Origin of the sequence: Nitrososphaera sp. (genome assembly GCF_037447015.1) — an archaeon.
In the GTDB taxonomy this organism is placed as follows: domain Archaea; phylum Thermoproteota; class Nitrososphaeria; order Nitrososphaerales; family Nitrososphaeraceae; genus Nitrososphaera.
Map to the genome: position 1 here is coordinate 1 of NZ_JBBIHK010000015.1, position 26,445 is coordinate 26,445.

Below are 26,445 nucleotides of genomic sequence, written 5' to 3' on the forward strand. Positions count from 1 at the left end.
TTGCATGCGAGAACGTCTGTCCGCCGCAGGCAATCAAGATATTCCAAAAGAGCGGTTAATATCGCAGGCTGTGCTACCTGCCTGCGATGGCCCGCTTCAAGCTAGTCGCCACGGGCGGCACGTTTGACGAGCTGCACGTAGGCCACATCGCGCTGCTTACCAGGGCCTTTGAGTCTGGCGACCACGTCATAATCGGGGTCACAAGCGACGAGTTTGCTTCAAAATACAAAAAGCTGAACCACGGCTTTGACGAGCGCGTCCACAATCTGAAAGAGGCTATAAAAAAAGAGTTTGGCGCATCTGCGAGTTACGAGATAGCACGGCTGGACAGCGAGTTTGGGCCAGCAGTCACCACAGGCGACGTGGAGGCGCTCGTTGCAAGCGCCGAGACCGGCAGCAAGATAGCAAGGTTGAACGAGATCAGGCAGAAGAACGGGCTAGCACCGGCACAGCTGGTCTCTGTCGAGCTGGTCAAGGCAGAGGACGGCAGGCCCGTATCGTCCACCAGGATCCGCGCAGGCGAGATAGACAGCCGCGGCAGGTTGCTAAAAAAATGACAGGCAGCGCTCAAACTTGATGGACAAGCTGTATTTTATCCGGTACGGGCAAGCAAGATGCTGCCGTGGTATCGTCGTTTATTCCAAGTGATAATGCCAGCACCCCAATAGGGTTTGCCGAGAGCAAGATAAACGCCTCAGTCAAGAACCTGCGCGAGGGGCTAGACCCCGACGTGCTTGCATACTGGTACAAGCGCATAGAGGACAAGTCGATCGAGGTCGTGCCGGAGCACCTGAAGGACAAGGTGCATTTCGAGCAGGACAGGATACTGTGGATGAAGTTCAAGATGGATGTGTCAAAGAGGGCCGTCCCCTACGTCATGCAAGTAATAGAGGAATACATACCGATGATGCCCTATTCTACGGGATTGTATTTCCGCAAGGTGCAGGAGATACTCACCGACGAGATGAACAAGGAGCTGCGCTAAAAGGAAGAAAATGTGATCTCGGCCACCGGCCCGGAAAAACTGCTTTCTATTATTTTGGCCTTGCCGGCGCGCACCGCCTCAAGGAGCGCCTTTAATTTTTCGACGTTCTCTCTGTCTTTCATGACGACTGCGTGAGACGACTTGTCTCTCAGTTTTATCACCACCTCGTTGCCGACGATTGCGGTTATGCCGTCGAAATACGCTGCCCCGTCCTTTTGGACCGACACCAGCGCGGCCAGCTTTTCGGCCTCGTACCGGCCGTCGCACTCGAACGTTTGTTTCTTCATTTCCTGTTATTCCTCAAGCGGCCTGCCGTCGTACATGAACATCGGGATCACGTCGCGGGCTTTTTCGCGCCGCTTCTGGAACTCGGCCACGAACGGCCGTGCGCCCTTGGCAAGGTCGGACTTGCACTCGCCGCACAGCAAGTTGCCGCTCCTGCATTTGAGCAGGCGCTCGTCCGACTGCTTCTCGGTGTCGAAAAAGTAGCGCAGGTACCAGAACACCGGGCAGCCAAGGGCATTGCCGCCCAGCTGGCGCTGCAGCGCGACCGTGGGCTGGCCGCCCGTGAACGCCGAAACCACCTTTTTTTCCACCACCTCTGGCGCGTCCGTCGTGAATATGGCAGTCTCGGGCCGGGACGACGACATCTTGCCCAGCATGCCAAGGCCGGGCAGGAACTTGCTGTGTATCTGGGCAGGCTTGTAATAGCCCATCCTGTCGGCAACGTCGCGTGTCATGCGCCAGTAAGGGTCCTGGTCTATGGCGGCAGGTATCAGCACCGGCGTGTTCTTGCCCTCGATTACTGACGGCAAAAAGCACGGCGCTGCCTGCACCGGCGGGAACCCTATCATGCCAATGTTGGTCGAATTGTTAAAGCCAAAGACGGCCTTGGCAGTCGAAAACGTTATCCTCTTCGCTATCTCTGTCGCAAGTGGATAGAGGTGCTGTATGTGCTTGGTGTCCACGATTATGCGCGTCTTTTTCGGGTTGAACCCTATGGCGATGATGTCCAGTATGTTTTCGTACGTGTATTTTTTTATCTCTTCCCTGGTCCTGTCCTGGCCGTACAGGAACTTTTCGTCGTCTGTCAGCTGGAAAAGCAGCTTGGCGTCAAACTTGTCCTGCAGGTATTTGGTGAATATCCATGGCATGACGTGGCCCATGTGCACCATGCCGGACGGCCCCCTGCCCGTGTAGAGGTAAAAGTTCTCGCCCTTGTCCTTTTTGTCGAGCACCCAGTCAAAGTCGCGGTGCGAAAAGAAATAGCCGAGCTTTAGCATCGGGTGGATCTCGCCGACCATCCCCTTTACCTTCTGCAGCAGCTCTTGCGTTATCGGCTGCGTGCCAAACTTTTCCACCAGCCTGTTGTAGTCGACTTCGCCCTCGACCTCCCACGGCGTGACTTTAAAGTCGCCGCCGTATTTTTCGTCGTCGTCGTTGTTATTATCAGAAGGAGCGTCGGGGCCGGGTTCCATCTTTGAGCTCACATCGTGTTAACGTTTAAAAACTCTTCCCCATGTCAACTCATTCGTAACAGGGATATGAGCATCGATGTGTCGGCGCTGCACCCGATTGAAAGGACATTGCTAAAGGCGCTAGCGGACAAACAGGATTTTCCTGTAGATCTGCTCACAATAGGTACAGGATTATCTATCGACCAAATTAGAAGGGGCATTGAATGGCTCAAATTCAAGAACCTGGTAACAGTCAACGAATCGACTGTTTCTCACATTTATTTGACCGCAGAAGGGGCATCGGCGATAAGCGGTGGACTGCCTGAAAGAAGACTAGTTAATGCAGTCAAGGAGGGCAAAAACACTATCGCAGACATACTCGCAAACAAGATCCTAAAAAATGAAGAGCTGAACGCCGCCATTGCAAATGCAAAACGCAACCAATGGATTCAGTTTGTGGAAGGCGGCAAGATGTTAGCTACGACCCTATCAGAGAAAAGATCACCTGAAGAGACTTTTCTTGCAGAGATGGAGGGCGGGATGGAGGAGGGCAAGCTAACTGAAGAACAGAAGAAAGGCTTTGAATTGCTGGGAAAGCGCCCTGGCTATCTAGATATCAGACAACGCAAGGAATCGCGCATCTCTTTAACTGATGCTGGCAGGGCACTTCTTCCTGTTATTGCGAGCGGAAAGATGCAGGAACGCAGGCTGACGCCCGAGCTCATCACTTCAGGCAAATGGAAAAACGTCGAGTTCAGCGCGCTCGACGTGCAGGCACCTGCACCTTCAATATTCCCGGGGAGGCGCCACCCGCTGGTCGACATCATCGAAGAAGTAAAAGAGATTTTCGTCGGCCTCGGCTTTTCCGAGATAGACGGTCCGATGGTGCAGTCCGGCTTTTGGAACTTTGACGCGCTCTTTACTCCGCAGGACCATCCCGCACGGGAGATGCAGGACACGTTCTACATCTCCGGCCTCCGCCAGCAGCCGCTGCCGGCCACTGCTGCTCAGATAAAAAAGATATCGCAGGTGCACAGGACAGGATGGGGCGGCTGGGAGAGCGCAGAGGCAGAGCGCGTGGTGCTCAGGACACACACGACGCCCGTGACCCTCCAGCACCTTGCAAAGGCAAAGCCAGAGGCCGCGCGGTTTTTCTCTGTCGGCAGGGTGTTCCGCAACGAGAAGGTGTCGTACAAGCACCTGGTCGAGTTCCACCAGGTAGAAGGAGTCGCCACCGCGCCTGGCGCGTCGCTCCGTGACCTGATGGGCCTGCAGAGAGAGTTTTACGCCCGCATGGGCATCAAGAAGGTCAAATTCTGGCCCACCTTTTTCCCATACACAGAACCGTCGCTCCAGAGCATGGTCTACAACGAGAGACTGGAAAAGTGGGTCGAGCTGTTCGGCATGGGCATTTTCAGGCCCGAAGTGACGGAGCCTCTTGACATCAAGAACCCCGTCCTTGCATGGGGCGGCGGGCTGGAGAGGATAGCGATGCTCAGGTTTGGCCTTGACGACGTTCGCGAACTGTATGGAAACAGGCTGTCGTGGCTCAGGAGTGTGCCAAGGTGCCAGTTGTAAACGTCTCGCTAGACCGGCTGAAAAAGATGCTGCCCCGCGGCGTCAAGGCTGAAAAGGCGCTAGAGATGCTGCCCTTTGTCGGCCTGGACATAGAGGGCATCGACGGCAACATTGTAAGGGTAGAGTACAACCCGAACAGGCCGGACTTTTCTTCCGACTATGGCATCGCCCGCGCCCTTGCCGGCCTCCTTGGCGTAGAGACAGGCATGCCCAGGTTCAGGGTCGCATCATCGCCGAAAGGCAAAACTGCTGCTGCGTCAATCAAGGTAGACAGAGCGGTCAAAAAGGTGCGCCCGCACATCGTGGCACTCGTTGCAAAAGGCGGCAACCTGGACGACGAGACGATAAAGCAGCTGATAGCGATGCAAGAGGACCTGCACAACGGCATCGGCCGGCGCAGGAAAAAGGCGTCCATCGGGATGCACAACCTGGACGCGATCAAGTTCCCGGTGAGGTACACGGTTGCTGATAGCAGCTTTTCGTTTGCGCCGCTTGGCGGCCCGGCAGAAAAGAAAGAGGAGATGATGACGGTAGAGCAGATACTCAAAGAGACAGACACAGGCAGGAGCTACGGCCACCTGCTTGCAGATTGCAAGAACAATTACCCAGTAATAATAGACAGCGCAGGTACCGTGCTGTCCCTGCCGCCCATCATCAACGGCGAGGCCACCCGGGTAGACACAGGATGCAGGAACCTGTTCGTCGAAGTCACCGCCACCGACGCCAAGGCGGCCCAGGATGCGCTTGCAGTCATTGCGATAACCCTTTACGACGCAGGCTTTACGATACAGCCGGTGACCATAGACGGGGGCAGCGGCGGCAAGAAAAAGACGATGATGGTGACGCCGGACGTCAGGCCGGCGCAGATGCGAGTTGACGTCGACTACGTAAATGCCATGCTGGGCCTTGCGCTCTCTGCAAAAGAGATGGTCGACTGTCTGGAAAAGTGCAGGCTTGACGCCAGAGCCGCCGGGAAAAACAGGATAATAACGTGCACTATACCGCGCTACCGCGTCGACATAACCCACCCAATCGACCTTGTCGAAGAGGTAGCCATAGGCTACGGCATATACAACATCGAGCCGTCGTTCCCGCCTTCGCCCGTGGCAGGCGAGAGGCTTGTGCTTTCGACCTACTTTGACGCCGCCAGGCAGGCGATGACAGGGATGGGCATGCTTGAAGCGTTCAACTCGTCGCTTGCAGGCAGAGAAGTGATTTACGACCTTGCAGGCAGGAAGCAGGAGGAAGAGGGGAATGGCGGAAGGGAAGGCGCACTCGCCGTCGACGGTTCCAAGAGCGCCGAGCACGAGGTCCTGCGCGACTCGCTCCTGCCGCAGCTGCTGCAGTCGCTCTCCCGCAACGTGCACGAAGAGTACCCGCAAAAGCTGTTCGAGATAGGCAAGACCTTTAGAAGAACAGTAGAAGGAGGCGGAAAGATAGACGAAAGGTGGAGCATCGCGGCAGTCATCGCCCACGGCGAAGCCGGCTACACAGAGGCCAAGTCGGCGCTGCAGGCGCTGCTGTCGTCGGCGTTTGGCATCGCTTCCGTGACCACAGAGCCGTCGTCTGATCCGCTCTTTATCGACGGCAGGTGCGCCAGCATAACGACGACAGCGGCATCGGCATCTGCAAACGGCAAGATAGGCGAGGTAAGGCCGCAGGTCATAGAGAATTTCAAATTGCGCGTTCCGGTCGCCGCATTTGAGCTCGACCTCTCTGCAATGCTGACTCTATCGCCCTAGGGAAGGCACAAATACCTATTCCATGTAGCAAGTACACCCCGTTTAAAGAGCACGCAGAGGAGCTCAGGCTAGACTATGACAGCGTGTGAGTCAGAAGCGGGGCACACTTTTCTTATATTATGGCATCACCCTCCTTTGCGTCCCATGCTCGGCTTTTTCGGCCGGGCCTGGCACAGCTCGCAGAACCTGGCGTTCTCGCATTTTTTCTCAAGCCACCTGTCGCAGTCGGCGCAATAGTACGTGTCAAACAAGACGCTGTACCTGCCCCTGCCGTGCTTTTTGCAGCGCAACATGTTGCAACATGCGCAGCACGGCCATTTAGCTGTACCGCGCCAAGCAGGTTTTTATAACGAATCGACAGGAATTTGCACGTATATAGCAGAATGTCGCAAAACGAAAAGCAGGCAGGCGTTAAAGAAGAAAAGGAAGGAAAAAGGCCAAAGGCAGTGGCTCTGCTGTCAGGCGGCCTCGACAGCAACCTGGCAATCAGGATGATGCTCGACCAGGGCGTGGACGTGGAAGCCGTTGCCATCAAGACGCCGTTCTGCGACTTTGACTGCGGCAAAGGCTGCGGCCACAGGGTAAAGGAAGTGGCCGACGAGCTTGGAGTGAAGCTAAAGACCGTGTATTTTGGCGAAGAATATCTGCGGATGCTAAAGAACCCCAGGCACGGCTACGGCTCTGGCATGAACCCGTGCATCGACTGCCGCCAGATGATGTACGGCGCCGCCAAAGAACACATGGAAAAGACGGGCGCCGACTTTATAATAACAGGCGAGGTGCTGTTCCAGCGCCCCATGAGCCAGAACAACAGGGCGCTGCACATAATCGAAAGCGAGACGGGGCTTGAGGGCAAAGTGCTGCGCCCATTGTCGGCAAAGCACCTGCCGCCTACCGACGCCGAAAGGGACGGCCTGATCAAGAGGGAGAACATGGGCGACATCAGGGGCAGGTCGCGCAAGGGCCAGCTGGCACTTGCCAGGCGCTTTGGCGTCCACGAGCCGCCAAACGCCGCCGGCGGCTGCCTGCTGACCGACCCGGCTTTTTCAAAGCGCGTCGAGGACCTCATGGCCCACGTCAAGGACATACCGTCGATAAACGACATCGAACTGCTAAAGGTGGGGAGGCACTTCCGCCTGTCAAAAGAGGCCAAGCTGGTGGTTGGCAGGAACAAGGACGAAAACGAGATTGTCAGGGCGCTTGCAGAGGACGGCAAAGACGCCGTCCTGGAGGCCAAGGACCACGTCGGGCCGACATGCATCCTCCGGGGCACCTACGACGACGGGGCAATAGCAAAGGCGGCATCCATCGTGCTTCGATACTCTGACGCGCCCAAGGATGCCCGCTCGGAGGTTACAGTCACTGCAAATGGCGCATCAAAGAGCATTGAGGCAGAGCCGGCCGACAGCAGCTGGGTAGACTCGCTGCGCATCTGATCCCGGGCCCGGATTCAAAGAGCAGGCCCCATTCTAGCTAAAATTCCACTAGCCGGTGAACTAGTGTTGACCAACACGACTATTGAGAGCGCATGTAAAATCCAGTTACACCTCAACAAATGACGGACAAATCATCGACGACTACCCACAAGCCACCGGTGTACCTCAAGGCGCTCACGCTGCGCGACGTAAGCGACCTCACCTCAATAAAAGAGGACATCAAAAAGCACATGATCCTGATACTCAGGGTTACGCCGCTTGCGCAAAAGGACGTCGAAGAGCTGCGCAAGGTGGTCGAGGATCTTTACGCTTTTGCCCAGTCCGCAGGGGGAGACATTGCCCGCCTTGGAGAGGAGCGCATCGTGCTCACGCCGCCGGGGGTCAAGGTCTGGCGGGGCGCCTACGACCTAAAGTAGCTTTACAGCTTCCTGGACCAGCGGGTGCTGCGTCTGGATTTTAAAGATCTTGTTTATCGAGCTTGCGAGGCTCTGCGCCTTGGGCCGCTCGCCGTGGTTGACAAGGACGCGCCTCACCTTGGGCCTGAGCCGGCTGACGTATGCCATCAGCTGGTTATAGTCGCTGTGGCTGGAAAAGCCGTCGAGGCGCTCGACCTGGCAGCGGATCTGGATATTGTTATTGCCGTTTACCGCAAGCTGCCGGCCGCCGTCCTGCAGCATCCTCCCCGGCGTATCTGGCGCCTGGTACGACACCAGCAGCACCTTGCTTGCGGGGTCGCCTGCTATTTGCTTCAAATAGTCAAAAGACGGCGTGCCGCCAAGCAGCATAGACGACGGCGCCAGGATGACTGCCGGCTCGCCCTGCACCACCTTTTGTTGCCCCGGCCCGGCTACTGTGAAATTGGGGCCAAAGGGGCTTGTTTCCGACTCGGCGACGCGGGGCCGGAGCTCCCTTGACAGGAACTCGGGGTACGCTTCGTAAATAGCAGTCGCCTCCGACACCAGCCTGTCCACCAGCACTTTTACCTGCGGCACCCTGCCGGACTTGAACATCTGGTCGAGCACCAGCAATAGCTCTTGTGCTATCCCTGCTGCGGGAACGGGTATCAGCACCCTGCCGCCTGCCTGCGCCGCCGACGAGATGGCCCGGGCAAGGGCCGCCTCGGACTCTTCGCGGGGGCAGGCGACGTCTTCCTTGCCGCCGTACGTCCCCTCTATCACAAGGGTCTCTACGCGTGGAAAGTTCCAGACGGCGTTGTCAAGCGCAAGCGTCCTGCCGAATTTCAGGTCGCCCGTATAGACGAGGTTGTGGTCTCCGTTTCCGATGTGCAGGTGCGACGACACCGACCCGAGCATGTGGCCCGAGTTTGAAAGCACCAGCTTGACGTCCGGCGAGATGTCGGTCACTATGCCGTGCGTGAGCGGTATAGTGTGCACGACCTCGCTGTCAATGTCCTTTTCAGAATACAGAGGGTCTTTTGCCCTTGCCACGTAATCGCGCTGCAGTATCGACATCAAAAGGAGCGTCGGCTCGGTGCAGTAGACGGGCCCGCTGTACCCGTACTTGAAGAGCGCCGGCATAAAGCCGGTGTGGTCAAGGTGGGCGTGCGAAAGCACGACTGCGTCTATCTCGTCCATGCCTATCCCGGCCACGTCGAAGCGGGGCAGGCGCAGGAGCGGGTCGCGCGCGCTCTCGTTTATCCCGCAGTCGAGCAGTATCTTGCTCTCCTGCGTGGTGAGTAGCATGCAGGACCGGCCGACCTCTGCAAAGCCGCCGAGCGTTGTCAGACTCGCCTCTGCCACGTCCCCAAGCAGCTTTTCCCGGAATATCTTGTCGCCCACCTCGCGGTAAAAGCGGGTGCGCTCGGCGACGGTCTCGCCCATTATCTTGTAAATGTATTCGATTGCGGCCATGCTCCTTGGCGCCTTGCGTATCCTGACGCGCCAGCCGGTCTTTTCGGCAAGGTCGATGTTGTCAAACTCCTCCCCGGTCTGCGCCAGCATCCACGGCCTGCGCGCAAACACGACTGCCTCGCCAAGAACAGGGTCAAAGAAGGTGCCTGCAGGGCCCGCCTCTGCCGGTATCGACCTGGCGATTATCTCGGCTGACTCGGCCTGCGGCTTGCGTATCGACTCGTCGGTGCGGACCACTATCCTCTTTTTTATTGTGTTGACCATGTTGGAGATGAGCTGGTTGTTCTGCATCAGGTAGGCAGGGTTCCTCGAGTACAGCGCTATCTTGGGGCCTTCGTACTCTATCTTGGTCAGGCCGGACTCGGCCGGCAGACTCTGGAGTATGACTGCCATAATGTTCTGGCTTTCAGATTCTTTCTCCGGCTGCCGGGTATTACTGCGGTGCATACTGTCCAATCATCACGTATCACAGCGCTCAAGCATCACCAAAAGGTATGGATGATGCGTGCATACGCCAGTCAGGTTAAGCTTGGCCGGGACAGGTATTAAATATTGTGGCCCGGCTGCTTTTGCCCGCAGCAAACACACACACGCACATATACACAGTAGACGACCCGATAGTTGCAATAGCAGCACTAGTCGGCAAGATAATAATGATGATGATGCTTGTTAGAGCCGCGGCTAGGGCTCGACGGTCACGGTGCCCTGCATCCAGGGCCACGGCTCCGTGTGTACACGGTACTGGCCGGGCTCAAAGAACCTGCATTCAAGCGAGTCGCCTGCTCCTAGTTCTTTTTCGGTGCCAGTTGGAGAAGAGATTGCTTTTGCGTCTATGTCAGCAGGCTCGCATGCAGGCTCGACAACTATTGTTACAAACAGCTTCTCTTGGTTTACCCACCTGACGCCATCGCCGCTCTTTATAGAAACGTGCTGCGGCTCGAAACTCTTGCCTTCACCGTCTAAAGAGGCGCCCTCCGGGAGCACCACTTCAAAGACAGACCAAGACTCGGCCCGGTATACTGGCGGGTTTGCGGCCCAGTATGCAAACAATATCACGAGTGCAACCCCTGCTGCAAGCCCGGCGGCCACAGGTACAATCACGGTATATGCATCTGTAATGCAGCCAGAGCATGATAATTAGCCTTTGTCCGAAAGTTGAAATAGCAATCACCGCTACAACCAACCTTGACTGGGTTTGGAGAGCAGTAGCGGCAGCAGCAGGGATGGTCCGGGTTTCAGGGGCCCCAGGCGGTTTGGGGGCTCAAAGCCTTTCAGACCCTCGCCAGTCAAGGTCGGCGAGGAGTATGACGTCAAGATCGAGTCCATGAGCAGGAGGGGCGACAGCGGGGTCGCAAGGGTGCAGGGCCTCGTGGTTTTTGTGGCAGGCGCAAACGTGGGCGACAGCGTAAGGATAAGGATAACCAGGGTGGGCAGCGGCTACGCGTCGGCAGACATCGTTGTTGCCGGCAAGGGCGAACAAAATGAAGAAGCAGTAGAATCGCTGCCGCCAGACGCCGAGGCAGAGACCTCTGGCGACAGCGACGAGTAAGATCGCATTGGCATCGCCACCTTCATCATCTTCATCGTCGCCATCATCATCATCATCGCCGCCTGCGCACCTGATGGAGCTGCCAAGAAAGATACTCATAGGCGAGCGCGTGGTGTCGCAGCTGGGCGCGTTTGTCAAGTCTCTCGGCGGCGAGTCAAAGGTAGCAGTCATTACAGGCAGAATAGTCAAGAAGCGGGCAGGCTCTGCGTGCAAGTCTTCGCTTGCGAAGGCAAAGCTGAAGGGCAGGTGGTATACTGTCAGCGACGCGTCGATGGACACGGTCAACCGGCTCTATTCCAGGATACGGGAGCACGACCCGGATTTCGTGATAGGCTTTGGCGGCGGCAGGTCGGTAGACGTCGCCAAGATGACTGCGTTCAGGCTAGAGCGGCCGTTCCTGAGCGTGCCCACCTCTGCCTCGCACGACGGCATTTCAAGCCCGTTCGTGTCAGTCAGGGGGACGGACAAGCCCCATTCGATTAAGGCCAACACGCCCATCGGCGTGCTTGCAGACACGCGCCTGCTTGCTCAGGCGCCACCCCGGCTGCTGGCAGGCGGCTGCGGCGACCTTGTAGCCAAGATAACGGCTGTCCGCGACTGGGAGCTGGCCCGGGACGAGACAGGCGAGTATTTCGGCAGCTATGCGGCAAACCTGGCGTACATGAGCGCCAAGATAATACTGGACGAGTCAGAGAAGCTGAAGAGGAAGGACATGCACAGCGTCAGGACTATAGTGGAGGCCCTGATAAGCGCAGGAGTCGCCGCGTGCATTGCAGGCAGCAGCAGGCCGTGCTCCGGCTCGGAGCACCTGTTCAGCCACGCGCTCGAGTATGTGGCAGGCTCCAACGAATGCGGCCTGCATGGCGAGCGGGTCGGCCTCGGCACGATAATGATGGCCAAACTGCACGGCCTTGACTGGGAGCTTGTCGCCCGCACGCTCGAAAACATGGGCGCGCCGACGAGCGCAAGGCAGATAGGCATAACAGACGAGCAGGTGGTGAGCGCGCTGGTCAAGGCGCAGTCGCTCCGGCCCGACCGCTACACCATCCTGAGCAAGGTCAAGCTGGACAGGGAGAAGGCGTACGAGCTTGCACGGTCTGCAAGGGTCATCGTCGGCTGAGCGCCCTTATCGTCGCCTCTTTGCGGTGGGCAAATATTTTTTCAAGCTGCGACATGGCATAGCCTTCCAACAGCAGCTTTCCAAAGATGCCGTACGGCATCTCAAATTCCACCTCGTCTTTGACTATTGTTGCCTTTGTATCGCCTTCTTCTTTCTCAAAAGTGTGCGTGTGCTTCCAGTAGGGGAACAGGCCCTCCAGCATCTCGTCGACGTAGACGTATTTGCGGGCAAGAGTTATCTTGGAATGCCACCGGGCGCGGATCGCCGCATACCGCGCAGAGAGCCAGACCTCTGCGCCTTCGTCCAGCCGGTTGCCGGCTGCTGTCGTCCTCACTATTTCCAGCTGCAGCTGCGGAGGCGTTATTACCTTCAGGTGGTTGATGTCTGTGTAAAAGTCCCAGACCCTGTCGATGTCGGCGTCAACTGCAAAAGAGTGACGGAAGGTGCGCGCCACAAAGAGAAACGGCTAACAGCAGTTTTTTAGAGGTTGCGGAAAAAGGTGGGGAGGGGATTCGAACCCCTATAAATTCGCTGACTGCATACCATCATATATGCTGCAGGCGAACGCATGGCCGCTCTGCCACCCCACCACCGCTGCTTGCTGGCAGTATTTCTTGGCGGTTCTAATTTATAGGTAAGGGGCAGAGGCAGAGGGGCGGCTGCGCTAGTGTGTCGTCTTGACGTGGTCGCTGAATTCCACGTCTGACGCAAAGTCCCTGCCGCAGATGTCGCACCTGTACGTGCCCTTTTTCTCTTTGCCTGCCGACACAGAGTAGGCCGGCCTTGCGTACCTCTGCGGGAGCACTATCAGCGGCGGGTACTCGGCCGCATAGTAGGGGTAGTCCTTTACATAGTAGCGGTACGGGTCGGGCTCGACGTCGCGCTCATAGTTCCTCTTTACCTCGTCCTCGCTCACCTTGAGCCAGAACACGTTCCCGTCCCACCCGTCCACCTTGCTCACCGGTATGTAGTAGCGGTGGACGTTGATAAAGCCCCGCTTGACCACGAGGATGTCCCGGCTGACTGCCTCGATGTCGCCAATGTCCTGGTCGTCGGCAGTGTGGACCGACTCGTTCACAAGGTCTGTCCAGTTGATTCTGCTGGGTACGGTCTCCATGGGTAAAATAGCAGAAAATGATACTAAAGGGTTAAGGGAAGGTGCTTGCCGCAGAGCGGGCTGCAATTTTTGCCACCTTCACCGGCTCGGGCAGCGCGCCCTGCAAGGTAAAGGCGTTGAGGACTGCAAGGGCGCGCCTGGCCGTCAGGCCCCACTGCCTTATGTAAAGCGGCTTGCCGGTCTTTAGCACCACCCTCTCGCGCCTGCCAAGGCGCGCGTACTGCGTCAGCTTTAGCTCCTGCGTTTTTTTATCCGGGAAATGGTGCCTTATTGCGTCTTCGAGCCCCTTTGGCGAGTCTTCAAACGTTATTGCGACAACAGGCAGGCCCGCGTCAGTTGATATTTTTTCTCCGTCAATGATGTTGTACATGCTGATAACAAGCCCGTCGAGCATTATGCAGCTGACATCGTCCCTGCCAAGCGACCTGTACATCGACGTTATCGCGCCGGTGGCGTCGTCCCCGCCGATTGTCGCGTGCCCAAACGCCATGCCGTCTATCACCAGGTCGCGCCGCATCACCACGCCGGCAAGCACCGACTTTTTGCCGCCGCCAATGCCGCGCCCAAAGCTCTCGGCTACGGCAAATACCCTGACCCCTTTTTTCTCTGCGTGGACGCGTCTGGCGGTGCTGGTTATGATGCCTTTTGCTTGCAGCGTGCGATTTGATAAGACTATTGCTGTCCGTCTGTCTGGCTGGCTGTCAGGCAAAGGTGCCCTTGCCTATTATGCGGGTGGTCGGGCTGTCAGGCTTGAGCAGCACGCACGGCTGCCCAGGCAAATAGACGAGCGGCTTTTCCGGGGTTATTTCCAGCGAGTCGCCACCTCCTCCGGCTAGCCTGACCTTCACCGGCCTTATCTGCATCCCCACAGACAGCATGTACGTCTGGTTCTCGGCAATGTCTCCCTTGAAGAAGGGGCTCTTGGCGAACCTGGCGCTCAGAGTGCCCTGCGACACCTGCGCCGCGCCGGGCGCGCACAGCACGTCGCCTCTGGACACGTCGGCGGCAGACACGCCCTTGACCGCAAGGCCGACCCTCGCAGGGCTCGACGCGCCCTCGACGGGGTCGTCGTGCATCTGTATCGACTTGACAAGCACCTTCTTCTTGCCCGCCGGCGATGACGACGGTGAGGGCAGCAAATCCAGCTCGTCGTACACTTTGATCGAGCCCTGCTTTACGACGCCCAGGATCACGGTTCCAACGCCCTTGACATCGAACGCGTGGTCGACCGGTATCAGGGCAGGGCCTTCCGTCTTTTTCGGCTGCAGCTTGGACATCTCCATCTTTAGCTGGTCGACGCTATCGAGAAACTGGTAGCCTGCAAGCGACGTGTTTTTCAATAGCGCCCTTAATTTTTCACGATCGACCTCGTACGAGTGCAGCACAAAGCCGTCCTTTATCCCGACATAGTCCAGCGCAAGGATCTGCTCACCCAGGAACCTGTCGAGCTTGGCGACGTTGAGGATGGCGTACTCGCCAATGTTTGCCGCCTGCATGAGCGGCTGTATCTTGTCCGGGAACGTGAGGGGCACGGTCCAGGTAAAGACGGTGTCAGACGTCTTCCGGTCATAGATCGCAATGTCAGTCGACGTGCCCTTTTTGCCCAGCTCGGCTGCTATGGCAGGATCGCCAAATACCACAAAGTTGACGCTGTTTAACACCATTCTATTGTATACCAGCGGGCTTTTTGCAGTGTCCGGTATTTACTCATACCTATTGCAAAAACGACATGGCACAGCCCGTCGCCCAGGGGAATGCTGCAAACGATGGTATGCCCCGGCCATCAATTTGCGCGGCCGGGTTATGAAACCGCAATATGATAATTGAAAAGGAATTATCTGAAATAGAGCATTCTTATAGAACTTTGACCGATATATGTGCGTGTTTGAAGGCTACCTCTACGACTGCGAAACGAAAAGGCAGGCCCTCAGGCACGCCGTGAGCGCATTCAGCCCCGATGCCTACCGGCTCTTGGTCTTTCACCTGGAAGACAGGTACAAGCTGATCATTAACGGCAGCCCGTGCTCGGCGCTTGAGGACATCGAGGCCGCACTCGTCGACATTGCAGGCCCGTCTGCCGACCTGATAATCAGCAGGATGCGCGCGTTTTTGCGCGACTCCAAAGCCAGAACGTCAGCATCATGAGCTCCTGCCGCTTGCTCACAGTCCCGGTGACGTGCAGCGTGCACTCTACCGCCGCAGGTCCGGCCCGCGGGTAAAGTTGGCGTCTACAGGATACACGTCGACGGTATGCGACACGTCTTGAACGGTGCCGGCCGAGTCTGTCACTTTTAGTGTCACGCGGTAGGTGCCCGTCTCTGAATAAGAGTGCGTCACGTTCTGCAAGGGCGATCTGGTGCCGTCTCCAAAGTCCCACTCGAACTTGTAGGGCTTGACCCCTCCCTTTGCCGCTGCAAAAAAGGGCGCGTCTTCGCCCACCCTTATCTTGAAAAAGTTGTCGGCAGTTATCACGAGCGGCCGGGGCTTTTCCACGGCGGCTGGCTTGTAAAGGTAGGCAAACGCAAGGACGGCCGCGACTGCCACGGCCATGGCGATAATGATGCCATATTTTCGGGTGGCGGATGTCAAGTCCTGCGACCACATGATGAGAGCGGCCCTAATATAGGCTCTATGTCACGCATGCCCCTGCCACCTGGCAGCTACGCCTGACCGTTGTTGTTGCTATCTACCTCGTCCATCGTGAACACAAAGCGCGAACCTGCGTACGTGTCCTCGGTCCCTTCCCTCTGCCAGTTCACCTTGTACTCCTTGGTGACCTGCTTGCCCACTATCTTGATGGTGGTTGGGAGATCGGCGTAAAGCTTTTCCACTTTTTCAGGGTTCTTGGTCATGAGGACGGAGCGCCTGCGCTTCATGAGGTACTTGACGGCTACGTTCCTGTGCACGTGGCCCTCTACAGGTATCTGCTCCTTGCCCGTGTCGATGGTGAACTGGCGCTTGGCCAACGGCTAAAATCGAAAAACTGGCTAGAAAAGCTTTGTGGTTTGATAGGCTTTGTTTAAAAAGTCGGAATTTGTGCTTGCAGATTTTGCGTGTATGGCCTTATTTGAGCGTGGTCGAGTTACTTTTTAAACAAAGCCGGTTTGATAGGGAAAAGAAAAGAGGAAGAAGACGGCTGGCGCCTAGCCAGTCGTCGTCGAGTTGGTTCTGGTGCTGTTACCGCCGCCGCTGGATGTGGTGTTCTGGCCGGTCGAAGAAGCTGGGCCTGTCGAGGTAGCGTTGCCGCCGGGTGTTCCTTCAGGCACAGTGCCTGCATATGCCCCTGTCGTCATCGAGCCGCCCTCAATCAGGTGCGACCTGCTTGGAACCCACGTGCCTTCTGGGTGGTCGTCTTCAGTGGCGTCCTCAGTTGCCAGTACGGCAAATGCTGCGCCCCTGACTACGTGGTTCATGTTGTGGTCAACGCCCACGTACAGACCGGCCTCGGGGAACGTGGCTTCAATCACCGTGCCAGAGCCTGGCGGGATTGTCCATGTCTCGTCCTGCGTCACCGGCTTGCCATAGTTGCCTCTCACCGAACCATCGCGGACGTCCATCATTCCAGCAATGAAGTGGAATGCGACATAGCCGTTAGGACCTGGGTTCACAATGTACCACCTTGTCAGCTCGCCTGGCTTGACCTTGAAGACCTCTGCGTCCTTGTTGAGCTCGAGCTTGACTGCCTGGCCTATGCTTGGGACGTACTTGTGAGCCATGCCGTTGGTCAGTATCAGGTCTGGCTGGTCGGTTGCGAACTTGCCGAGGTCAAAGCTGCCTGCAGTGTCTGTCGAGTTGTCGCCTGTAAAGAGGCCGCCATCTTCCGAGTTGTAGATCTCGCCAAAGACAACATAGAACTCTTTTGCCGGCTTCTCCTTTGCCGGGTGCACCACTATGCCGCCGTACATGCCGTTTGCAATGTGCTCCCACACGCCGTTGAGGCCGTCAGCGCCGCAGTGGTAAAGGAAGACGCCTGCAGTCTTTGCGTGCAGAGTCCACGTCTTTTCCTCGCCGGCTGCAACGTTGCCAGATAGTGCATTGCTTGGGCCAATGCCTGCGTGGAAGTCGAGGCTGTGGATTACCTTGCCCTCGTTTTTCAGAGTGATTTCTACAGTGTCGCCCTGGTTGACGGCAACTACCGGACCGGGGATGGTGCCGTTAAAGGTCATCGCGTTGTACTTTAGTCCCCCTGGGTGGAGAGCGTTGTCTGGGGCTACCATGACTTCGTTCTCGTTTGCGATCAGGGTGACTTGCCTTGTGGTGCCGGTGCTGCGTTGAGCATCAACTGCTGACAGTGGGTTCCCGTTGAACAGCGGGCTAAAAACAAGCCCCACAATGAGAACACCGGCGGCCAACCCTGCAATGATTGCCTTGTTCATTACGACGAAATGTCGCCGTGGTCTATATAATACTTGTCGAATTTGCATATACCTATTTAGAATTTTCGCATATTCATACATTCTATATACTTAACATAGAAAATTCGTACAGAATTGCAGGTGTATTTAAATTAGCGCATGGGGACGGGATGCCATGGCTCCTTATGTGGGCGGCAGGCGGTTCCCAAGGGCTGCAAGGAGGGCGAGGAAGCCCATGCAGGACGACTGGAAAAAGGTGCCAAGGGGCAGGTGGCTCAAGTGCACCTACGGGAGGTGCGGCTTTGAGTGGGAGTATTTTGGCGGCCGCAGCTGGGCAGAATGCCCTGCGTGCCACACGACGGTCAAGGTGGCAGTAGGCCAGCGCAACTTTAGGGAGAACGCCGCTGGCAACAATGACAACGACGATGATGCGGACGGTAGAACTAGCTGACGAAAAACGCGTTTTCGCCTTTGGCAAGCGAGATGTCCACGGCATTTGCGTCCTTGTCGTGGACGACGAGCAGCCCCTCTGATATCTTGTGCTTGCTAGCAAGGGTCTGAAGGCGGAAATTCAGCGTATAGAGGTCTGCAAACGACTCGGACTCGAGCACCTGCATCTGCGGGCCGTAAAGCTCCAGCCTGCAGCCGGCGGATGACGACTTGGTAATTTTGGCGCAGTGCACTGCACTACTTTTGTTGAGGAAGGGAGATTTTAAACGCTGCCTTGCTTCTTGCTTGTCTTCTTCTGCCTGGCCAGCGCGACTGCGGCTGCAAAGGCCGCCGCCAGGCCGAGGTATGCAAGCGGGAACTCGGGGATCGTCCTCACCCCCTGCACCTGCACTTCGTGGTCGCCGGGCGGGATGAACAGATCGACCTGGACGGTCCTGCCGTCCATGGCGACTTTTGCCGACTCGTAGGCGCTGCCGTCAAGCATGACTGCCACCGTCTGGTTCTTGGCAAGCTGGGCGAATTTCAGCACGGCGGGGCCGCCAGCCGGGTTGTAGTGCTTGATCCCAAACGAGATGCTGTCTGTCGAGTTGTCGTAGCGCAGGCCGCTCACCTTGGCCACCGTCGTCAGGTCGTAGGCGATGAACTTGCCGTCGCCTGTCGGGAGCGTGGATATCGGCGCGTCGGGGTCAATGCCGGCGCAGCTATAGTAATAGACGTTGGCCTTGACCGCAGGGTCGGGCGCGGCCACAAACCCGGCCTCTTCCCCTGGTGCAAGGACTGGGATGGTGTTGCTGCGGACAGAGTCAAGGTTCGTCATGTCCTCGCTGTGGACCGAGGCGTACACGGTTATGTTGTGCATTGCAAACGGGCCGTCGTTTCGGACCGTGCCTGACAGGACCCGCTCCTCGCCCACTGCCATGTTTGTATAGTTTAGGACGAGCGTGTCGTAGAACGGCTGGCGCACCTCTCTGGCTTCAAGGACATAGGGCCTGCCCGAGACCTCGGTGCCCTGCGGCACCTGGAACTTGAACGGGGCGCCCTTGCCCGGATATATCACCCTGCCGTACAGCTGTTCCTGAAGCGTCTTGCCCTGCACGTCGAGGCCCATGGTCACCGACAGCGGCACCGTGCCCTTGTTGTTGACCACGCCCACGATGTTGAGCATGCCGTCAGAGTCGACAAAGGTATAGTCAGAGTTCTTTATCTCAAGCTGTCCCCCGTCCTGCTGTTGCTGTCGCTGCTGCTCAGGCGGCAGGGCCTGCGCAGGCAGCAGGGCGAATAGCGGCGAGGAGAAAAGAAGAAGCATCGTCGCCATCAGTGCAAGAGCTGGCACGACCAGCAGCATGCGCATATCTATACAGCAGGTATGCCAGACGGCAATTTTAAGTCTCTCTCTTCTTCTTCTCCCCGCCGCTCTACGCCCAAAATCTACCTTCTACCCGCCGGCGTTTTCGCCGCTGAAGGTTAGGCTGTCCTGGTAGGCGTTTATGAGCACGTTCAGAACGTCGCTCGGGTCGATGTCGCGCTTTTTTTCGTGCATCATGTCCTTCATTATCGATTCAAAGCGCCTGTACGTCTGGTCGTCGATTGTAAGCGTCTTCATATGCTCTCGTCTATCATAGAAGATATGAAGGCAGGATATGTGTTCTTTCTTTTTCTTTTATCTGGCGCAGTCAGATGAGCAGGCTTGTCAGGTACATCAGGAGCATGCCTGACCCGATGCCGGCCACCACGGGCGCGCTCAGGAGCTGCTCCTTTCCGCCGGTGTGTCTGAATATCACATAGACCACCTGGAAGACGGCGCCGGCCCCGACCGACAAAAAGACGATGGATGCCACAGGCGAGGAGACAAAGCTCCCTATCCAGGTGCCGGCTATCGCCGGCGCGCCTGCGATGAGGCCGAGCGTCACGAGCCTCCATAGCCGGGGCTTTTCCCGGGCAAGCGGTGCCACTATTGCCAGGCCCTCGGTGGTGTTGTGGATTGCAAAGCCTATGATGAGGAACGTCGAGAGCGCCACAGACCCTGCGACCATGGCCGCCCCTATGGCCAGTCCCTCTCCCAGGTTGTGCAGCCCGATCCCGACTGCTATCATGAGCGAGATGGCAAACGCGCCTTTGGCCCTGCCTGCAAGCCGGTCCGACGCAAGCAGCAGCGAGAGGAACGATACCACAGCCACTGTGGCAATGAGCGCCTGCCCTCCAAAGGCGCCGGCCAATCTCTCTGCCGATATCTCGTTTGCCTCGACCAGCGCGTCTATGCCCAGGAAGAGCAGGAGGCCGGCAGTCAGGCTGAGAAAGAACGCATACTTGGCGCTTGACAGCTGCTTCAAAAAGGACAGCCACAGGAGCCCTATCATTACAGGTATTATGCCGACGTAGGTGCCTATCAGTGCCAGAAAAGACACCTGGCCGGCGCTGGGCTGGATGGCCGGCGCCGCTGCGGGCACCGCCCGGGCAAACCGGGTGCCATCAGACGCGGTGACCCCCACCTCGTACGGTCTGCCCTCTATCCAGTCAAACGGCATCACTACTCGCGCCTCTGCAAACCGGTCAAGCTTTTTTGAAGGCTCTATCGCGGCAGGGACTATTCTGTCGTTGATGTCTGCCTGCGCCACCTCTATGGCCTCCGGGCCCACGTTCCGTATGTAGGCAGTAACCATCCTGTCGCCAAACTCGATCCTCTCTATCGATATGTCCGGGAGCGGGGCGCCAATGTTGAGCAGGGCGCTGTTGCCCGGCCACAGGAGGAACGCCACCATTGCGGCAAGCACGACGAGTGGAACGACGGCACTTGCCGCGACCTTCCAGCTGCGAGCCGGCCTGTGCCCATGTTGTTGCTCTTTCTCTTCCATCTCACTGCTTCACCAGGAATATCCCCGTCCAGCCTTTTTCTGCAAACTCGGTCTTGTGGGCGTGGAACATGTAGTTGCCCGGATACTTGTACGTGAACTCGAGGATGGAGCGCTCGCCCTGGCTCATTGTCACCATGTCGGTGTACTCGTCGGGCTGCGGCATGGTGCCTGTCCGGTAGAGGTAAAAGAGGTTGCCATGCAGGTGAAAGTTGTTTATCTGGTCAAACTCGAGCACGTTTACAAGGTAAACGCGCACTGGCCTGTCCTTCTCTATCTGGATTGGGTGGTGCATGTAGTAGAACGGTATGCCGTTTACAGTGTAAAAGTTGTTCTCGGTGTCAAAGTCGGTGTCGTAGCCGTTCATCACCATCACCATCTCGTCTGCGTCCTTGCGCGGCTCCTTCGGGTCGACGATGTAGACGCCGTAAAGGCCCCGGGAGATGTGCTCCTCAAGCGGCGGGACGTGACAGTGGTACAGGTGCAGGCCGTAGGGCTCGGCTGTGAACTCGTACGTGAACCGGCCTCCCGGCGCTATCTGCTCAAAGACCCCGTCCATCTCGGCGCTGTGTATGCCGTGGAAGTGCATCGAGTGGGGCATCGTGCCGTTGTTGATGAAGTGGATCCTGACAAGGTCGCCTTCAGTCGCCCTGATGGTCGGGCCCGGTATGGTGCCGTTGAACGTCCATGCGTTGTATTTCACGCCCGGCGAGATTTCAAGCGTCTGCCTGTCGTCTGCAATTATCGTGAACTCGCGCAGCGTCCGGCCGTCCGGCAGCGCAGAGACGCGGCCATAGTTGAACTCCCTCAAATACCTGTCAGGGTCGATAGAGACCTCCTGCCTGCCGTCGGCGTGCTCGGGGTCCAGGACGTCGCCGGACGTCCTGTAGATGCCGGCGTTGTGGCCTATCACCATTTTTTCCCCGTCCTGCGCCCTCGCCTGGGGCCCAAGCGACGACAGGGCCAGTGCGCTTGCGGCAAGCGCGACCGTAACGGCAGCTGCGAGCAGTACCTTGGGATGCATCTGGACGACATACTGATCCGTTAGCCTAAATAATAAATGTTAGCCCAGGCTAACATTATTAGCCGACACTATTTTGCGTCAGGTTTATCTCCCGTATCGCCCGGAAAAGAGCCGTGGAGAGGTACTTTGTCCACTTGCAGAACAGCAGGCCGTTCACCCCCAAGGACGCGGCGGTGCTGCTTGCGAGGGCCAGGGAGGCCGTGCCTGAAGGTGTAATAATCAGGGACGCGCGCGTTTCAAAAAAGTACGTCGAGTTTGACACGAGCATCCCGGATAGAGTAAGGGTCGAAAGCCTGATCGACAGCCTGACAAAGATATCGCCGCTTGCAAGCTATGAGCAGATCGTGGAAAAGCACATGCCAAAGGAGGAAGCCATCAGAAAGGCGGTCGAGCTTTTCAACGACGAAAAGTACTGGGGGGCGCACGAGCTGCTCGAAGGAGTCTGGAAGGCCACGCCAAAGGTAGAAGAAAGGAACTGGATAAACGGCATGATACTGGTCGCGGCCGCGTTCGTGCACGACACGCAGGACGAGCCGCAGGTCTGCATATCCATCCTTGCCAGGGCCATGAAAAAGCTCGAAAGCGCAACGGGCAGCTATTACGGGATTGACATGGACAGGCTTGTCACGCTTGTTTCGCAGATACTGCAGACTGGCAGGATAGAGCGGTTCACCATCTAGCGGCAATGGCAGAGGCAAGCTTTGCTGCAGCGATTGTCACGGTGCTGATTGCCGCAAGCACCACAATCGCCGTCCCAAACATCATCATCACTGCTGTTGGCAATGGTGGTTCGCCGGCATTGTTATTTGCAGCCAGCTGTCCCGCTGCAATTGCAGCCAGCCCTGCGACCCAGGCTGCCAGCAACAAGTATCTTATTATCACCATCCTGCGAGATGGGCCTTTGCTGTCTGATGTCGCCGTCTTATTTTTCTTAGCTGCCGCTGCTGCTGTTGCCACGGCGGCGGCTGCTGCCGATACAGGCGCAAGGTAGATGAGCCCTATGAGCGAGCTTGCCACTATGCCGGCCCCAAGGATGGCCGCCTCGCCGCCTGCCGGCGACAGGAAGTCAAACGTGGCCGTGCTCAGCTCCAGTATCTCGAGGAGCGGCTGTATGGACGCCCTGACGGCAGACTGGAACCACGGCTCGCCCCGCTCGTACTCGGCCACCTGCGGGCTGAAAGAGTAGTACCACGAGTTAAAGACGGTCATAAAGCTGCTGCCGGCCGCCGTCTTGAGCGCGACGCCGTCTCTGAAATCGCGCAGCGCCTGCACCTGCGGGGCAAGCTCGCTTCCAAACGCAGCAGTCGCTATCAGGCACCCGCTCCTGTTGTCGCTGTTCTGCGTGCCGCCGTTTGTGGGCGGCGCCTGCTGCTGTTGTTGTTGGGCGCCAAGGCCGGCCGCCTTCAGAGTGACCACCTGCGACAGGTATTGATCCGAGTCTGCGACGAGCGAGTACCGCGCCGCCTTGTAGGTCTGCAGCCGCTCTGCGACTACGACGCTAAAGCCGGCGTCCTGCCCCGGCGGCAGGGCCGTCACGACCCTGTCGTCCCTCTCGGCAGGGGCCTCGCCTATCGCCACCACCCTGCCGCTAGCGTCATAGAGCGTCGCCACCACCGTGGGCGCAGTCGCAGCCTGCTCGCCGTCGTTTCGGGCTTCAACGTCGATGAAATAGACGCCCAGCACGTCGAGCCTTGACCTAGACGACAGTATGGTCATGCTGGACGGCTTTTCATCTGCGGGCTGCTGGCTCGACACTGCAAGCGTATAGTTGGCGACCCTGCTCACTGTCGGGGGATCGATGTAGCGCACGTCAAAGGGCGCAGACTGGCCGGGGTTCACCACGCGCAGCCTGGCAGTAGCGTTGAACTGCCCAAGGAGCGAGCCGGCGCTGTCGTAAAACGACCCTGTTATCACCACCTGCTTTGCGGCAGTTCCAGAATTGTTCTTTACTTCGCCCAGGACGTGCATTATGCGGGTCTCGTCCACGTACGAGGACGTGTTCTGAAACGACAGGCCGTCTCCTTGCTCTTGCGCTGCTGCAGCCTGCGCAAAGAGGACAGCAGGTAAGATCGTCATCAGGGCGATCGATGAAATGGCGACGGCTGCCGGCCGCATCTGGCATTCTTGTCAGGGTGATCGGGATATTAAGTTTGAATCTGACAATAGATATTAAAAGACGTGCACTCTGTCAACTCCCGTTTGTCCTCTTCAGACATGACGGTCATAGCGGGCCCGTCGTCGCCAGAGCTTGCCGCCGGCATTGCAAGGCAGCTGGGCGCAGGGCTTGTCAGCGCAGAGCTGCGCGTATTTTCTGACGGCGAGAGCAAGATAAGGCTTCTTGCCGGCGCAAAGAAAAACAAATGCGTCGTCGTCCAGTCCACCTACCCGCCCACTGACAGCCACCTGCTGCAGGCCATGATGATTGCAAAAAAATGCGCAGACGACGGCGCGCAGGTGTGCGCGGTCATACCGTACCTCGCCTATGCAAGGCAGGACAGGGCGTTCCTCGAAGGCGAGGTCGCAACCATCGCCCTCGTCGCCCGGCTCCTGGAAGCGGCAGGCGCCCACTCGGTGGTCACGGTGGACATGCACAGCCAGATCGGCCTCTCTTACTTCAAAAACATCACAAACGTCTCGTCGATACCGCTCCTTGCGGCGCACGCAAAGGCAATGAAATTACATAGCCCGCTTGCGGTGTCGCCTGACGCCGGCGGGGCGGCAAGGGCGCAGGAATTTGCCCGCCTTTTAGGAACAGAGATGGTCGCGCTGAAAAAGACGAGGGACAGGACTACCGGCGAAGTCACAATCGATCCCGAGGTAGACGCCAGCGTCTCCGGCCGCGACGCGATACTGGTCGACGACATGATAAGCAGCGGCGGAAGCATAGTCAAGGCTGCTGAACTTTTAAAGAAAGAGGGCGCAAACCGGATATACGCCATGTGCGCCCACGCGCTCTTGATAGGGGACGCCGCAAAGAACATCATGGCGGCAGGCGTGCAGGACATTGTCGCAACCAATTCCATACCGGGCAAGCATGCCAAGGTAGACCTGGCGCCGGCCCTTGCGCAGGCGGCAATGGCCGCTTTTGCAGGCAAAAAACAAGAAGCATAAATCAGGCGCGCTTGCTCTCCACCGGCAAGAAAGAGAGAAAGAGAGCGAGAGAATAATTGGCAAACATGCAGCTCGTCTTCCTTGGCACCTCGTCGGCCGCCCCCACAGCCGAGCGCGGGCTGTCCTCGGTGGCAATCATGCGCGACGGCGAGCTCTTGCTGTTTGACGCAGGCGAGGGGATGCAGCGCAACTTCATCAAGGCCGGCCTCGGCATGAACCGCAAGATGAAGGTGTTTGTCACCCACATGCACGCAGACCACTGCGTCGGGCTGCTGGGGCTGCTGCAGACGATGGCTCTGCTTGGGAGGGAGAGGCGCCTGGACGTGTACGGCCAGCCCCGGCTCAAAGAATTTTTGGAAGAAAACATGCGCATAATCAATTTCGGGCTCTCGTTTGAAGTCGCGATACACGTCATAGAGAAGGAGGGCGTGGTAGTGAGAGAAGACGGCTACCAGGTGTCGTGCTGCGAGGCGCTCCACTCGGTGCCGGCGCTCTCGTTCAGGCTGGACGAGTTTGACCGGCCCGGCGCGTTCAACATCGGGCTTGTGAAAAAGATCGGGATACCCGAAGGCCAGCTGTACAGCAAGCTGCAGCATGGCCACGATGTCGAGTTTGGAGGCAAAACGATAAAGTCGTCAGACGTTGTCGGCCCTCCTCGCCCAGGCAGGAAGGTTGGCATTTCCGGCGACACACGGCCCACGGAAAAGCTGGAGCGGTTTTTTGCAGGCTGCGACGTGCTCGTTTTCGAGTCAACGTACGCTCACGACAAGCTTGCAAAAGCAGTCGAAACGGCGCACTCTACTGCTACAGAGGCGGCCACGCTTGCAAGGCAGGCTGGCGCAAAAAAGCTGTTCCTCACCCATTTCAGCGCCCGCTACGATGAAACGTCTGCGCTGGTGGCAGAGGCGGCTGCGATACACGGCAACGTCGAGGCGGCAGACGACCTGAAGGTCGTGGACATACCCTACGCCGACGGCTCATAGCCTTATCGCGTGTTTTGCCAGGTCGTGCGCGTCCTTTATCTTTTTGAGGTCATGCCTGCTTGCAAGGACGTACGCGGCCCCAAAGCCCGGGTAGGGCTCTTTTGAGGAAAACAGTGTCAGGATCCTGCCGCCGTGGTCGACTCGAAAGCCGTCGCAGGGCTCGTGGCCCCGCACCACCGCCTTGGCGCCCGTTGCGGCAAGCCACCTGTCAGTCACGTCCCTGCCAAAATGGCGGCCCGCTCCCCTGGGCGACGGCTCCCACCCTTTGATCTCTCTGGGGTCGCTCCAGAGCAGCTCTTCCATCACCCTGTTCTTCAGATAATCTTCCTGCGCGCCTGCCAGAGACTGCCGGTAGCTTGAAGCATCCACGTCCACGGCAGGCAGGCCGCCGTGCACCAAAAGCAGGCTTTCCCTGACGAGGGTCGCAAGCGTCAGCAGCCTGAAAAGTGCAAGCACCCTGCGGTAGGCCGTCCTGCCGGCGCTTTTCCCGAACGCGGCCTCTATGTCGCAGGGCAGGTTGTGTGAGCGGAACGGGAACTCGGCCGGCGCCTCGTGGTTCCCCCGCATCAGCACCACCGAGTCAGGATGGGCATGCTTTAATTGGCAGACGGTTGCAAGCACGCCAATCGAGTCGCTCCCCCTGTCCACATAGTCGCCCAGAAACACAAGCTTGTTGAGCGGGTTTTTGAGGAATTTTTCATGGTCCAGTTTTTCAAGCAGTTTATCCAGAGTGCCAATGTCGCCATGCAGGTCGCCAACGATAGCAAGCTGCTCGCACTCGTCGATCTCTACCAGGCCGCCGCTGACCCTGCCGCCTG

At 57.8% G+C, this 26,445-nt stretch carries 32 protein-coding genes and 1 tRNA gene; 13 read left to right on the top strand and 20 right to left on the bottom strand.

From position 1 onward, the window contains the following. Positions 1 to 86: 86 nt before the first annotated feature. Both WKI84_RS07010 and WKI84_RS07015 read left to right on the top strand, forming a co-directional pair. A complete protein-coding gene (locus WKI84_RS07010; RefSeq protein WP_337862822.1) occupies positions 87 to 557 on the top strand; it encodes a pantetheine-phosphate adenylyltransferase in 471 nt (156 codons plus the stop codon). A gap of 65 nt (positions 558 to 622) precedes the next feature. Further along, the gene (locus tag WKI84_RS07015; RefSeq protein WP_337862823.1) at positions 623 to 985 is read left to right on the top strand and encodes a hypothetical protein; all 363 of its coding nucleotides are present in this window, start codon (positions 623 to 625) and stop codon (positions 983 to 985) included. On the opposite strand, the gene WKI84_RS07020 is transcribed toward WKI84_RS07015, so the two are convergent. Both WKI84_RS07020 and WKI84_RS07025 read right to left on the bottom strand, forming a co-directional pair. Beyond that, positions 982 to 1,272 carry a hypothetical protein gene (locus WKI84_RS07020; RefSeq protein ID WP_337862824.1) on the bottom strand — a complete coding sequence of 97 codons (291 nt, stop codon included), beginning with the start codon at positions 1,270 to 1,272 and terminating at the stop codon, positions 982 to 984. The two genes, WKI84_RS07015 and WKI84_RS07020, sit on opposite strands and share 4 nt — an antisense overlap. Before the next feature lie 6 nt (positions 1,273 to 1,278). Next, entirely contained in the window at positions 1,279 to 2,475 is a 1,197-nt protein-coding gene (locus tag WKI84_RS07025; RefSeq protein WP_337862825.1) for a tryptophan--tRNA ligase, read from the bottom strand. Between the two features lie 54 nt (positions 2,476 to 2,529). On the opposite strand from WKI84_RS07025, the gene WKI84_RS07030 reads away from it, so the two are divergent. Both WKI84_RS07030 and pheT read left to right on the top strand, forming a co-directional pair. Continuing rightward, positions 2,530 to 4,020 carry a phenylalanine--tRNA ligase subunit alpha gene (locus tag WKI84_RS07030; RefSeq protein WP_337862826.1) on the top strand — a complete coding sequence of 497 codons (1,491 nt, stop codon included), beginning with the start codon at positions 2,530 to 2,532 and terminating at the stop codon, positions 4,018 to 4,020. Beyond that, complete coding sequence (pheT, locus tag WKI84_RS07035) at positions 4,008 to 5,762, top strand: phenylalanine--tRNA ligase subunit beta (RefSeq protein ID WP_337862827.1); 1,755 nt, start codon at positions 4,008 to 4,010, stop codon at positions 5,760 to 5,762. The genes WKI84_RS07030 and pheT overlap by 13 nt, the downstream gene beginning before the upstream one ends. A gap of 125 nt (positions 5,763 to 5,887) precedes the next feature. Here the strand turns inward: pheT and WKI84_RS07040 are convergent, their stop codons facing one another. Continuing rightward, a complete protein-coding gene (locus WKI84_RS07040; protein ID WP_337862828.1) occupies positions 5,888 to 6,055 on the bottom strand; it encodes a hypothetical protein in 168 nt (55 codons plus the stop codon). A gap of 90 nt (positions 6,056 to 6,145) precedes the next feature. Between WKI84_RS07040 and WKI84_RS07045 the strand changes: the two genes are divergently transcribed. Continuing rightward, positions 6,146 to 7,198 (top strand): hypothetical protein, encoded by a 1,053-nt coding sequence (locus WKI84_RS07045; RefSeq protein WP_337862829.1) that lies wholly within the window; start codon positions 6,146 to 6,148, stop codon positions 7,196 to 7,198. A 119-nt stretch (positions 7,199 to 7,317) separates the two neighbouring features. Then, on the top strand, positions 7,318 to 7,614 hold the full coding sequence (gene sepF / locus WKI84_RS07050) for a cell division protein SepF (RefSeq protein WP_337862830.1): 297 nt from the start codon (positions 7,318 to 7,320) through the stop codon (positions 7,612 to 7,614). On the opposite strand, the gene WKI84_RS07055 is transcribed toward sepF, so the two are convergent. Then, complete coding sequence (locus WKI84_RS07055; RefSeq protein WP_337862831.1) at positions 7,606 to 9,516, bottom strand: beta-CASP ribonuclease aCPSF1; 1,911 nt, start codon at positions 9,514 to 9,516, stop codon at positions 7,606 to 7,608. The two genes, sepF and WKI84_RS07055, sit on opposite strands and share 9 nt — an antisense overlap. 234 nt (positions 9,517 to 9,750) lie before the next feature. Further along, on the bottom strand, positions 9,751 to 10,170 hold the full coding sequence (locus WKI84_RS07060) for a plastocyanin/azurin family copper-binding protein (protein ID WP_337862832.1): 420 nt from the start codon (positions 10,168 to 10,170) through the stop codon (positions 9,751 to 9,753). 94 nt (positions 10,171 to 10,264) lie between these two features. Here WKI84_RS07060 and WKI84_RS07065 point away from each other — a divergent pair, with 94 nt between their 5' ends. After that, positions 10,265 to 10,618 carry a TRAM domain-containing protein gene (locus WKI84_RS07065; protein WP_337862833.1) on the top strand — a complete coding sequence of 118 codons (354 nt, stop codon included), beginning with the start codon at positions 10,265 to 10,267 and terminating at the stop codon, positions 10,616 to 10,618. A 7-nt stretch (positions 10,619 to 10,625) separates the two neighbouring features. Then, positions 10,626 to 11,738, top strand: a complete 1,113-nt coding sequence (locus WKI84_RS07070; protein ID WP_337862834.1) for an NAD(P)-dependent glycerol-1-phosphate dehydrogenase — start codon at positions 10,626 to 10,628, stop codon at positions 11,736 to 11,738. Here the strand turns inward: WKI84_RS07070 and WKI84_RS07075 are convergent. From WKI84_RS07075 to WKI84_RS07095, 5 genes are all read right to left on the bottom strand, one after another. Beyond that, positions 11,725 to 12,192: an SRPBCC family protein gene (locus WKI84_RS07075; protein ID WP_337862835.1), complete on the bottom strand. Its 468-nt coding sequence runs from the start codon at positions 12,190 to 12,192 to the stop codon at positions 11,725 to 11,727. The two genes, WKI84_RS07070 and WKI84_RS07075, sit on opposite strands and share 14 nt — an antisense overlap. Positions 12,193 to 12,235: 43 nt before the next feature. After that, positions 12,236 to 12,328 (bottom strand) — tRNA-Cys (locus WKI84_RS07080). A gap of 74 nt (positions 12,329 to 12,402) precedes the next feature. Continuing rightward, positions 12,403 to 12,855 carry a C2H2-type zinc finger protein gene (locus tag WKI84_RS07085; RefSeq protein ID WP_337862836.1) on the bottom strand — a complete coding sequence of 151 codons (453 nt, stop codon included), beginning with the start codon at positions 12,853 to 12,855 and terminating at the stop codon, positions 12,403 to 12,405. Between the two features lie 31 nt (positions 12,856 to 12,886). Beyond that, on the bottom strand, positions 12,887 to 13,564 hold the full coding sequence (locus WKI84_RS07090) for a DUF99 family protein (RefSeq protein WP_337862837.1): 678 nt from the start codon (positions 13,562 to 13,564) through the stop codon (positions 12,887 to 12,889). After that, a complete protein-coding gene (locus WKI84_RS07095; protein ID WP_337862838.1) occupies positions 13,557 to 14,519 on the bottom strand; it encodes an EF-Tu/IF-2/RF-3 family GTPase in 963 nt (320 codons plus the stop codon). Before WKI84_RS07095 ends, WKI84_RS07090 begins: the two co-directional genes overlap by 8 nt. 211 nt (positions 14,520 to 14,730) lie before the next feature. Between WKI84_RS07095 and WKI84_RS07100 the strand changes: the two genes are divergently transcribed. Further along, positions 14,731 to 15,000, top strand: a complete 270-nt coding sequence (locus WKI84_RS07100; protein WP_337862839.1) for a hypothetical protein — start codon at positions 14,731 to 14,733, stop codon at positions 14,998 to 15,000. 45 nt (positions 15,001 to 15,045) lie between these two features. Here WKI84_RS07100 and WKI84_RS07105 read toward each other — a convergent pair whose 3' ends face one another. The 3 genes from WKI84_RS07105 to WKI84_RS07115 form a co-directional block, all read right to left on the bottom strand. After that, complete coding sequence (locus WKI84_RS07105; protein WP_337862840.1) at positions 15,046 to 15,444, bottom strand: PKD domain-containing protein; 399 nt, start codon at positions 15,442 to 15,444, stop codon at positions 15,046 to 15,048. Between the two features lie 71 nt (positions 15,445 to 15,515). Next, on the bottom strand, positions 15,516 to 15,821 hold the full coding sequence (locus WKI84_RS07110) for a hypothetical protein (RefSeq protein ID WP_337862841.1): 306 nt from the start codon (positions 15,819 to 15,821) through the stop codon (positions 15,516 to 15,518). A 177-nt stretch (positions 15,822 to 15,998) separates the two neighbouring features. Continuing rightward, positions 15,999 to 17,231, bottom strand: coding sequence for a multicopper oxidase domain-containing protein (locus tag WKI84_RS07115; RefSeq protein ID WP_337862842.1), 1,233 nt, complete (start codon positions 17,229 to 17,231; stop codon positions 15,999 to 16,001). A gap of 154 nt (positions 17,232 to 17,385) precedes the next feature. Between WKI84_RS07115 and WKI84_RS07120 the strand changes: the two genes are divergently transcribed. Next, on the top strand, positions 17,386 to 17,661 hold the full coding sequence (locus WKI84_RS07120; protein WP_337862843.1) for a hypothetical protein: 276 nt from the start codon (positions 17,386 to 17,388) through the stop codon (positions 17,659 to 17,661). Here the strand turns inward: WKI84_RS07120 and WKI84_RS07125 are convergent. The 5 genes from WKI84_RS07125 to WKI84_RS07145 all read right to left on the bottom strand — a co-directional run bounded on the left by WKI84_RS07125 (position 17,654) and on the right by WKI84_RS07145 (position 21,533). Further along, on the bottom strand, positions 17,654 to 17,893 hold the full coding sequence (locus tag WKI84_RS07125; RefSeq protein ID WP_337862844.1) for a hypothetical protein: 240 nt from the start codon (positions 17,891 to 17,893) through the stop codon (positions 17,654 to 17,656). The genes WKI84_RS07120 and WKI84_RS07125 overlap by 8 nt on opposite strands. Before the next feature lie 29 nt (positions 17,894 to 17,922). Beyond that, the gene (locus WKI84_RS07130; protein WP_337862845.1) at positions 17,923 to 18,993 is read right to left on the bottom strand and encodes a hypothetical protein; all 1,071 of its coding nucleotides are present in this window, start codon (positions 18,991 to 18,993) and stop codon (positions 17,923 to 17,925) included. Positions 18,994 to 19,095: 102 nt separating this feature from the next. After that, positions 19,096 to 19,263, bottom strand: coding sequence for a hypothetical protein (locus WKI84_RS07135; RefSeq protein ID WP_337862846.1), 168 nt, complete (start codon positions 19,261 to 19,263; stop codon positions 19,096 to 19,098). A 70-nt stretch (positions 19,264 to 19,333) separates the two neighbouring features. Next, a complete protein-coding gene (locus WKI84_RS07140; RefSeq protein WP_337862847.1) occupies positions 19,334 to 20,512 on the bottom strand; it encodes a divalent cation transporter in 1,179 nt (392 codons plus the stop codon). A gap of 1 nt (position 20,513) precedes the next feature. After that, entirely contained in the window at positions 20,514 to 21,533 is a 1,020-nt protein-coding gene (locus tag WKI84_RS07145; protein WP_337862848.1) for a multicopper oxidase domain-containing protein, read from the bottom strand. A 134-nt stretch (positions 21,534 to 21,667) separates the two neighbouring features. Between WKI84_RS07145 and WKI84_RS07150 the strand changes: the two genes are divergently transcribed. Next, complete coding sequence (locus WKI84_RS07150; protein ID WP_337862849.1) at positions 21,668 to 22,213, top strand: DUF309 domain-containing protein; 546 nt, start codon at positions 21,668 to 21,670, stop codon at positions 22,211 to 22,213. Here the strand turns inward: WKI84_RS07150 and WKI84_RS07155 are convergent. Next, a complete protein-coding gene (locus tag WKI84_RS07155) occupies positions 22,203 to 23,609 on the bottom strand; it encodes a DUF3426 domain-containing protein (protein ID WP_337862850.1) in 1,407 nt (468 codons plus the stop codon). The genes WKI84_RS07150 and WKI84_RS07155 overlap by 11 nt on opposite strands. A gap of 123 nt (positions 23,610 to 23,732) precedes the next feature. Between WKI84_RS07155 and WKI84_RS07160 the strand changes: the two genes are divergently transcribed. Both WKI84_RS07160 and rnz read left to right on the top strand, forming a co-directional pair. Beyond that, positions 23,733 to 24,644, top strand: a complete 912-nt coding sequence (locus WKI84_RS07160) for a ribose-phosphate pyrophosphokinase (RefSeq protein WP_337862851.1) — start codon at positions 23,733 to 23,735, stop codon at positions 24,642 to 24,644. A 65-nt stretch (positions 24,645 to 24,709) separates the two neighbouring features. Next, positions 24,710 to 25,627, top strand: coding sequence for a ribonuclease Z (rnz, locus tag WKI84_RS07165; protein ID WP_337862874.1), 918 nt, complete (start codon positions 24,710 to 24,712; stop codon positions 25,625 to 25,627). Here the strand turns inward: rnz and WKI84_RS07170 are convergent. Further along, positions 25,622 to 26,445 (bottom strand): metallophosphoesterase family protein (locus tag WKI84_RS07170; protein ID WP_337862852.1); only part of this gene is annotated, 824 nt, incomplete at its 5' end. The genes rnz and WKI84_RS07170 overlap by 6 nt on opposite strands.

What these genes read in the sequence shown, in the direction of transcription:
- WKI84_RS07020 (WP_337862824.1), bottom strand. Translation starts at nt 1,272, where the DNA reads ATGAAGAAACAAACGTTCGAGTGCGACGGCCGGTACGAGGCCGAAAAG.
- WKI84_RS07115 (WP_337862842.1), bottom strand. Translation starts at nt 17,231, where the DNA reads ATGAACAAGGCAATCATTGCAGGGTTGGCCGCCGGTGTTCTCATTGTG.
- WKI84_RS07095 (WP_337862838.1), bottom strand. Translation starts at nt 14,519, where the DNA reads ATGGTGTTAAACAGCGTCAACTTTGTGGTATTTGGCGATCCTGCCATA.
- WKI84_RS07040 (WP_337862828.1), bottom strand. Translation starts at nt 6,055, where the DNA reads ATGTTGCGCTGCAAAAAGCACGGCAGGGGCAGGTACAGCGTCTTGTTT.
- WKI84_RS07045 (WP_337862829.1), top strand. Translation starts at nt 6,146, where the DNA reads ATGTCGCAAAACGAAAAGCAGGCAGGCGTTAAAGAAGAAAAGGAAGGA.
- sepF (WP_337862830.1), top strand. Translation starts at nt 7,318, where the DNA reads ATGACGGACAAATCATCGACGACTACCCACAAGCCACCGGTGTACCTC.
- WKI84_RS07135 (WP_337862846.1), bottom strand. Translation starts at nt 19,263, where the DNA reads ATGAAGACGCTTACAATCGACGACCAGACGTACAGGCGCTTTGAATCG.
- WKI84_RS07100 (WP_337862839.1), top strand. Translation starts at nt 14,731, where the DNA reads ATGTGCGTGTTTGAAGGCTACCTCTACGACTGCGAAACGAAAAGGCAG.
- WKI84_RS07030 (WP_337862826.1), top strand. Translation starts at nt 2,530, where the DNA reads ATGAGCATCGATGTGTCGGCGCTGCACCCGATTGAAAGGACATTGCTA.
- WKI84_RS07140 (WP_337862847.1), bottom strand. Translation starts at nt 20,512, where the DNA reads ATGGAAGAGAAAGAGCAACAACATGGGCACAGGCCGGCTCGCAGCTGG.
- WKI84_RS07085 (WP_337862836.1), bottom strand. Translation starts at nt 12,855, where the DNA reads ATGGAGACCGTACCCAGCAGAATCAACTGGACAGACCTTGTGAACGAG.
- WKI84_RS07155 (WP_337862850.1), bottom strand. Translation starts at nt 23,609, where the DNA reads ATGACGATCTTACCTGCTGTCCTCTTTGCGCAGGCTGCAGCAGCGCAA.
- rnz (WP_337862874.1), top strand. Translation starts at nt 24,710, where the DNA reads ATGCAGCTCGTCTTCCTTGGCACCTCGTCGGCCGCCCCCACAGCCGAG.
- WKI84_RS07145 (WP_337862848.1), bottom strand. Translation starts at nt 21,533, where the DNA reads ATGCATCCCAAGGTACTGCTCGCAGCTGCCGTTACGGTCGCGCTTGCC.
- WKI84_RS07120 (WP_337862843.1), top strand. Translation starts at nt 17,386, where the DNA reads ATGGCTCCTTATGTGGGCGGCAGGCGGTTCCCAAGGGCTGCAAGGAGG.
- WKI84_RS07055 (WP_337862831.1), bottom strand. Translation starts at nt 9,516, where the DNA reads ATGCACCGCAGTAATACCCGGCAGCCGGAGAAAGAATCTGAAAGCCAG.
- WKI84_RS07010 (WP_337862822.1), top strand. Translation starts at nt 87, where the DNA reads ATGGCCCGCTTCAAGCTAGTCGCCACGGGCGGCACGTTTGACGAGCTG.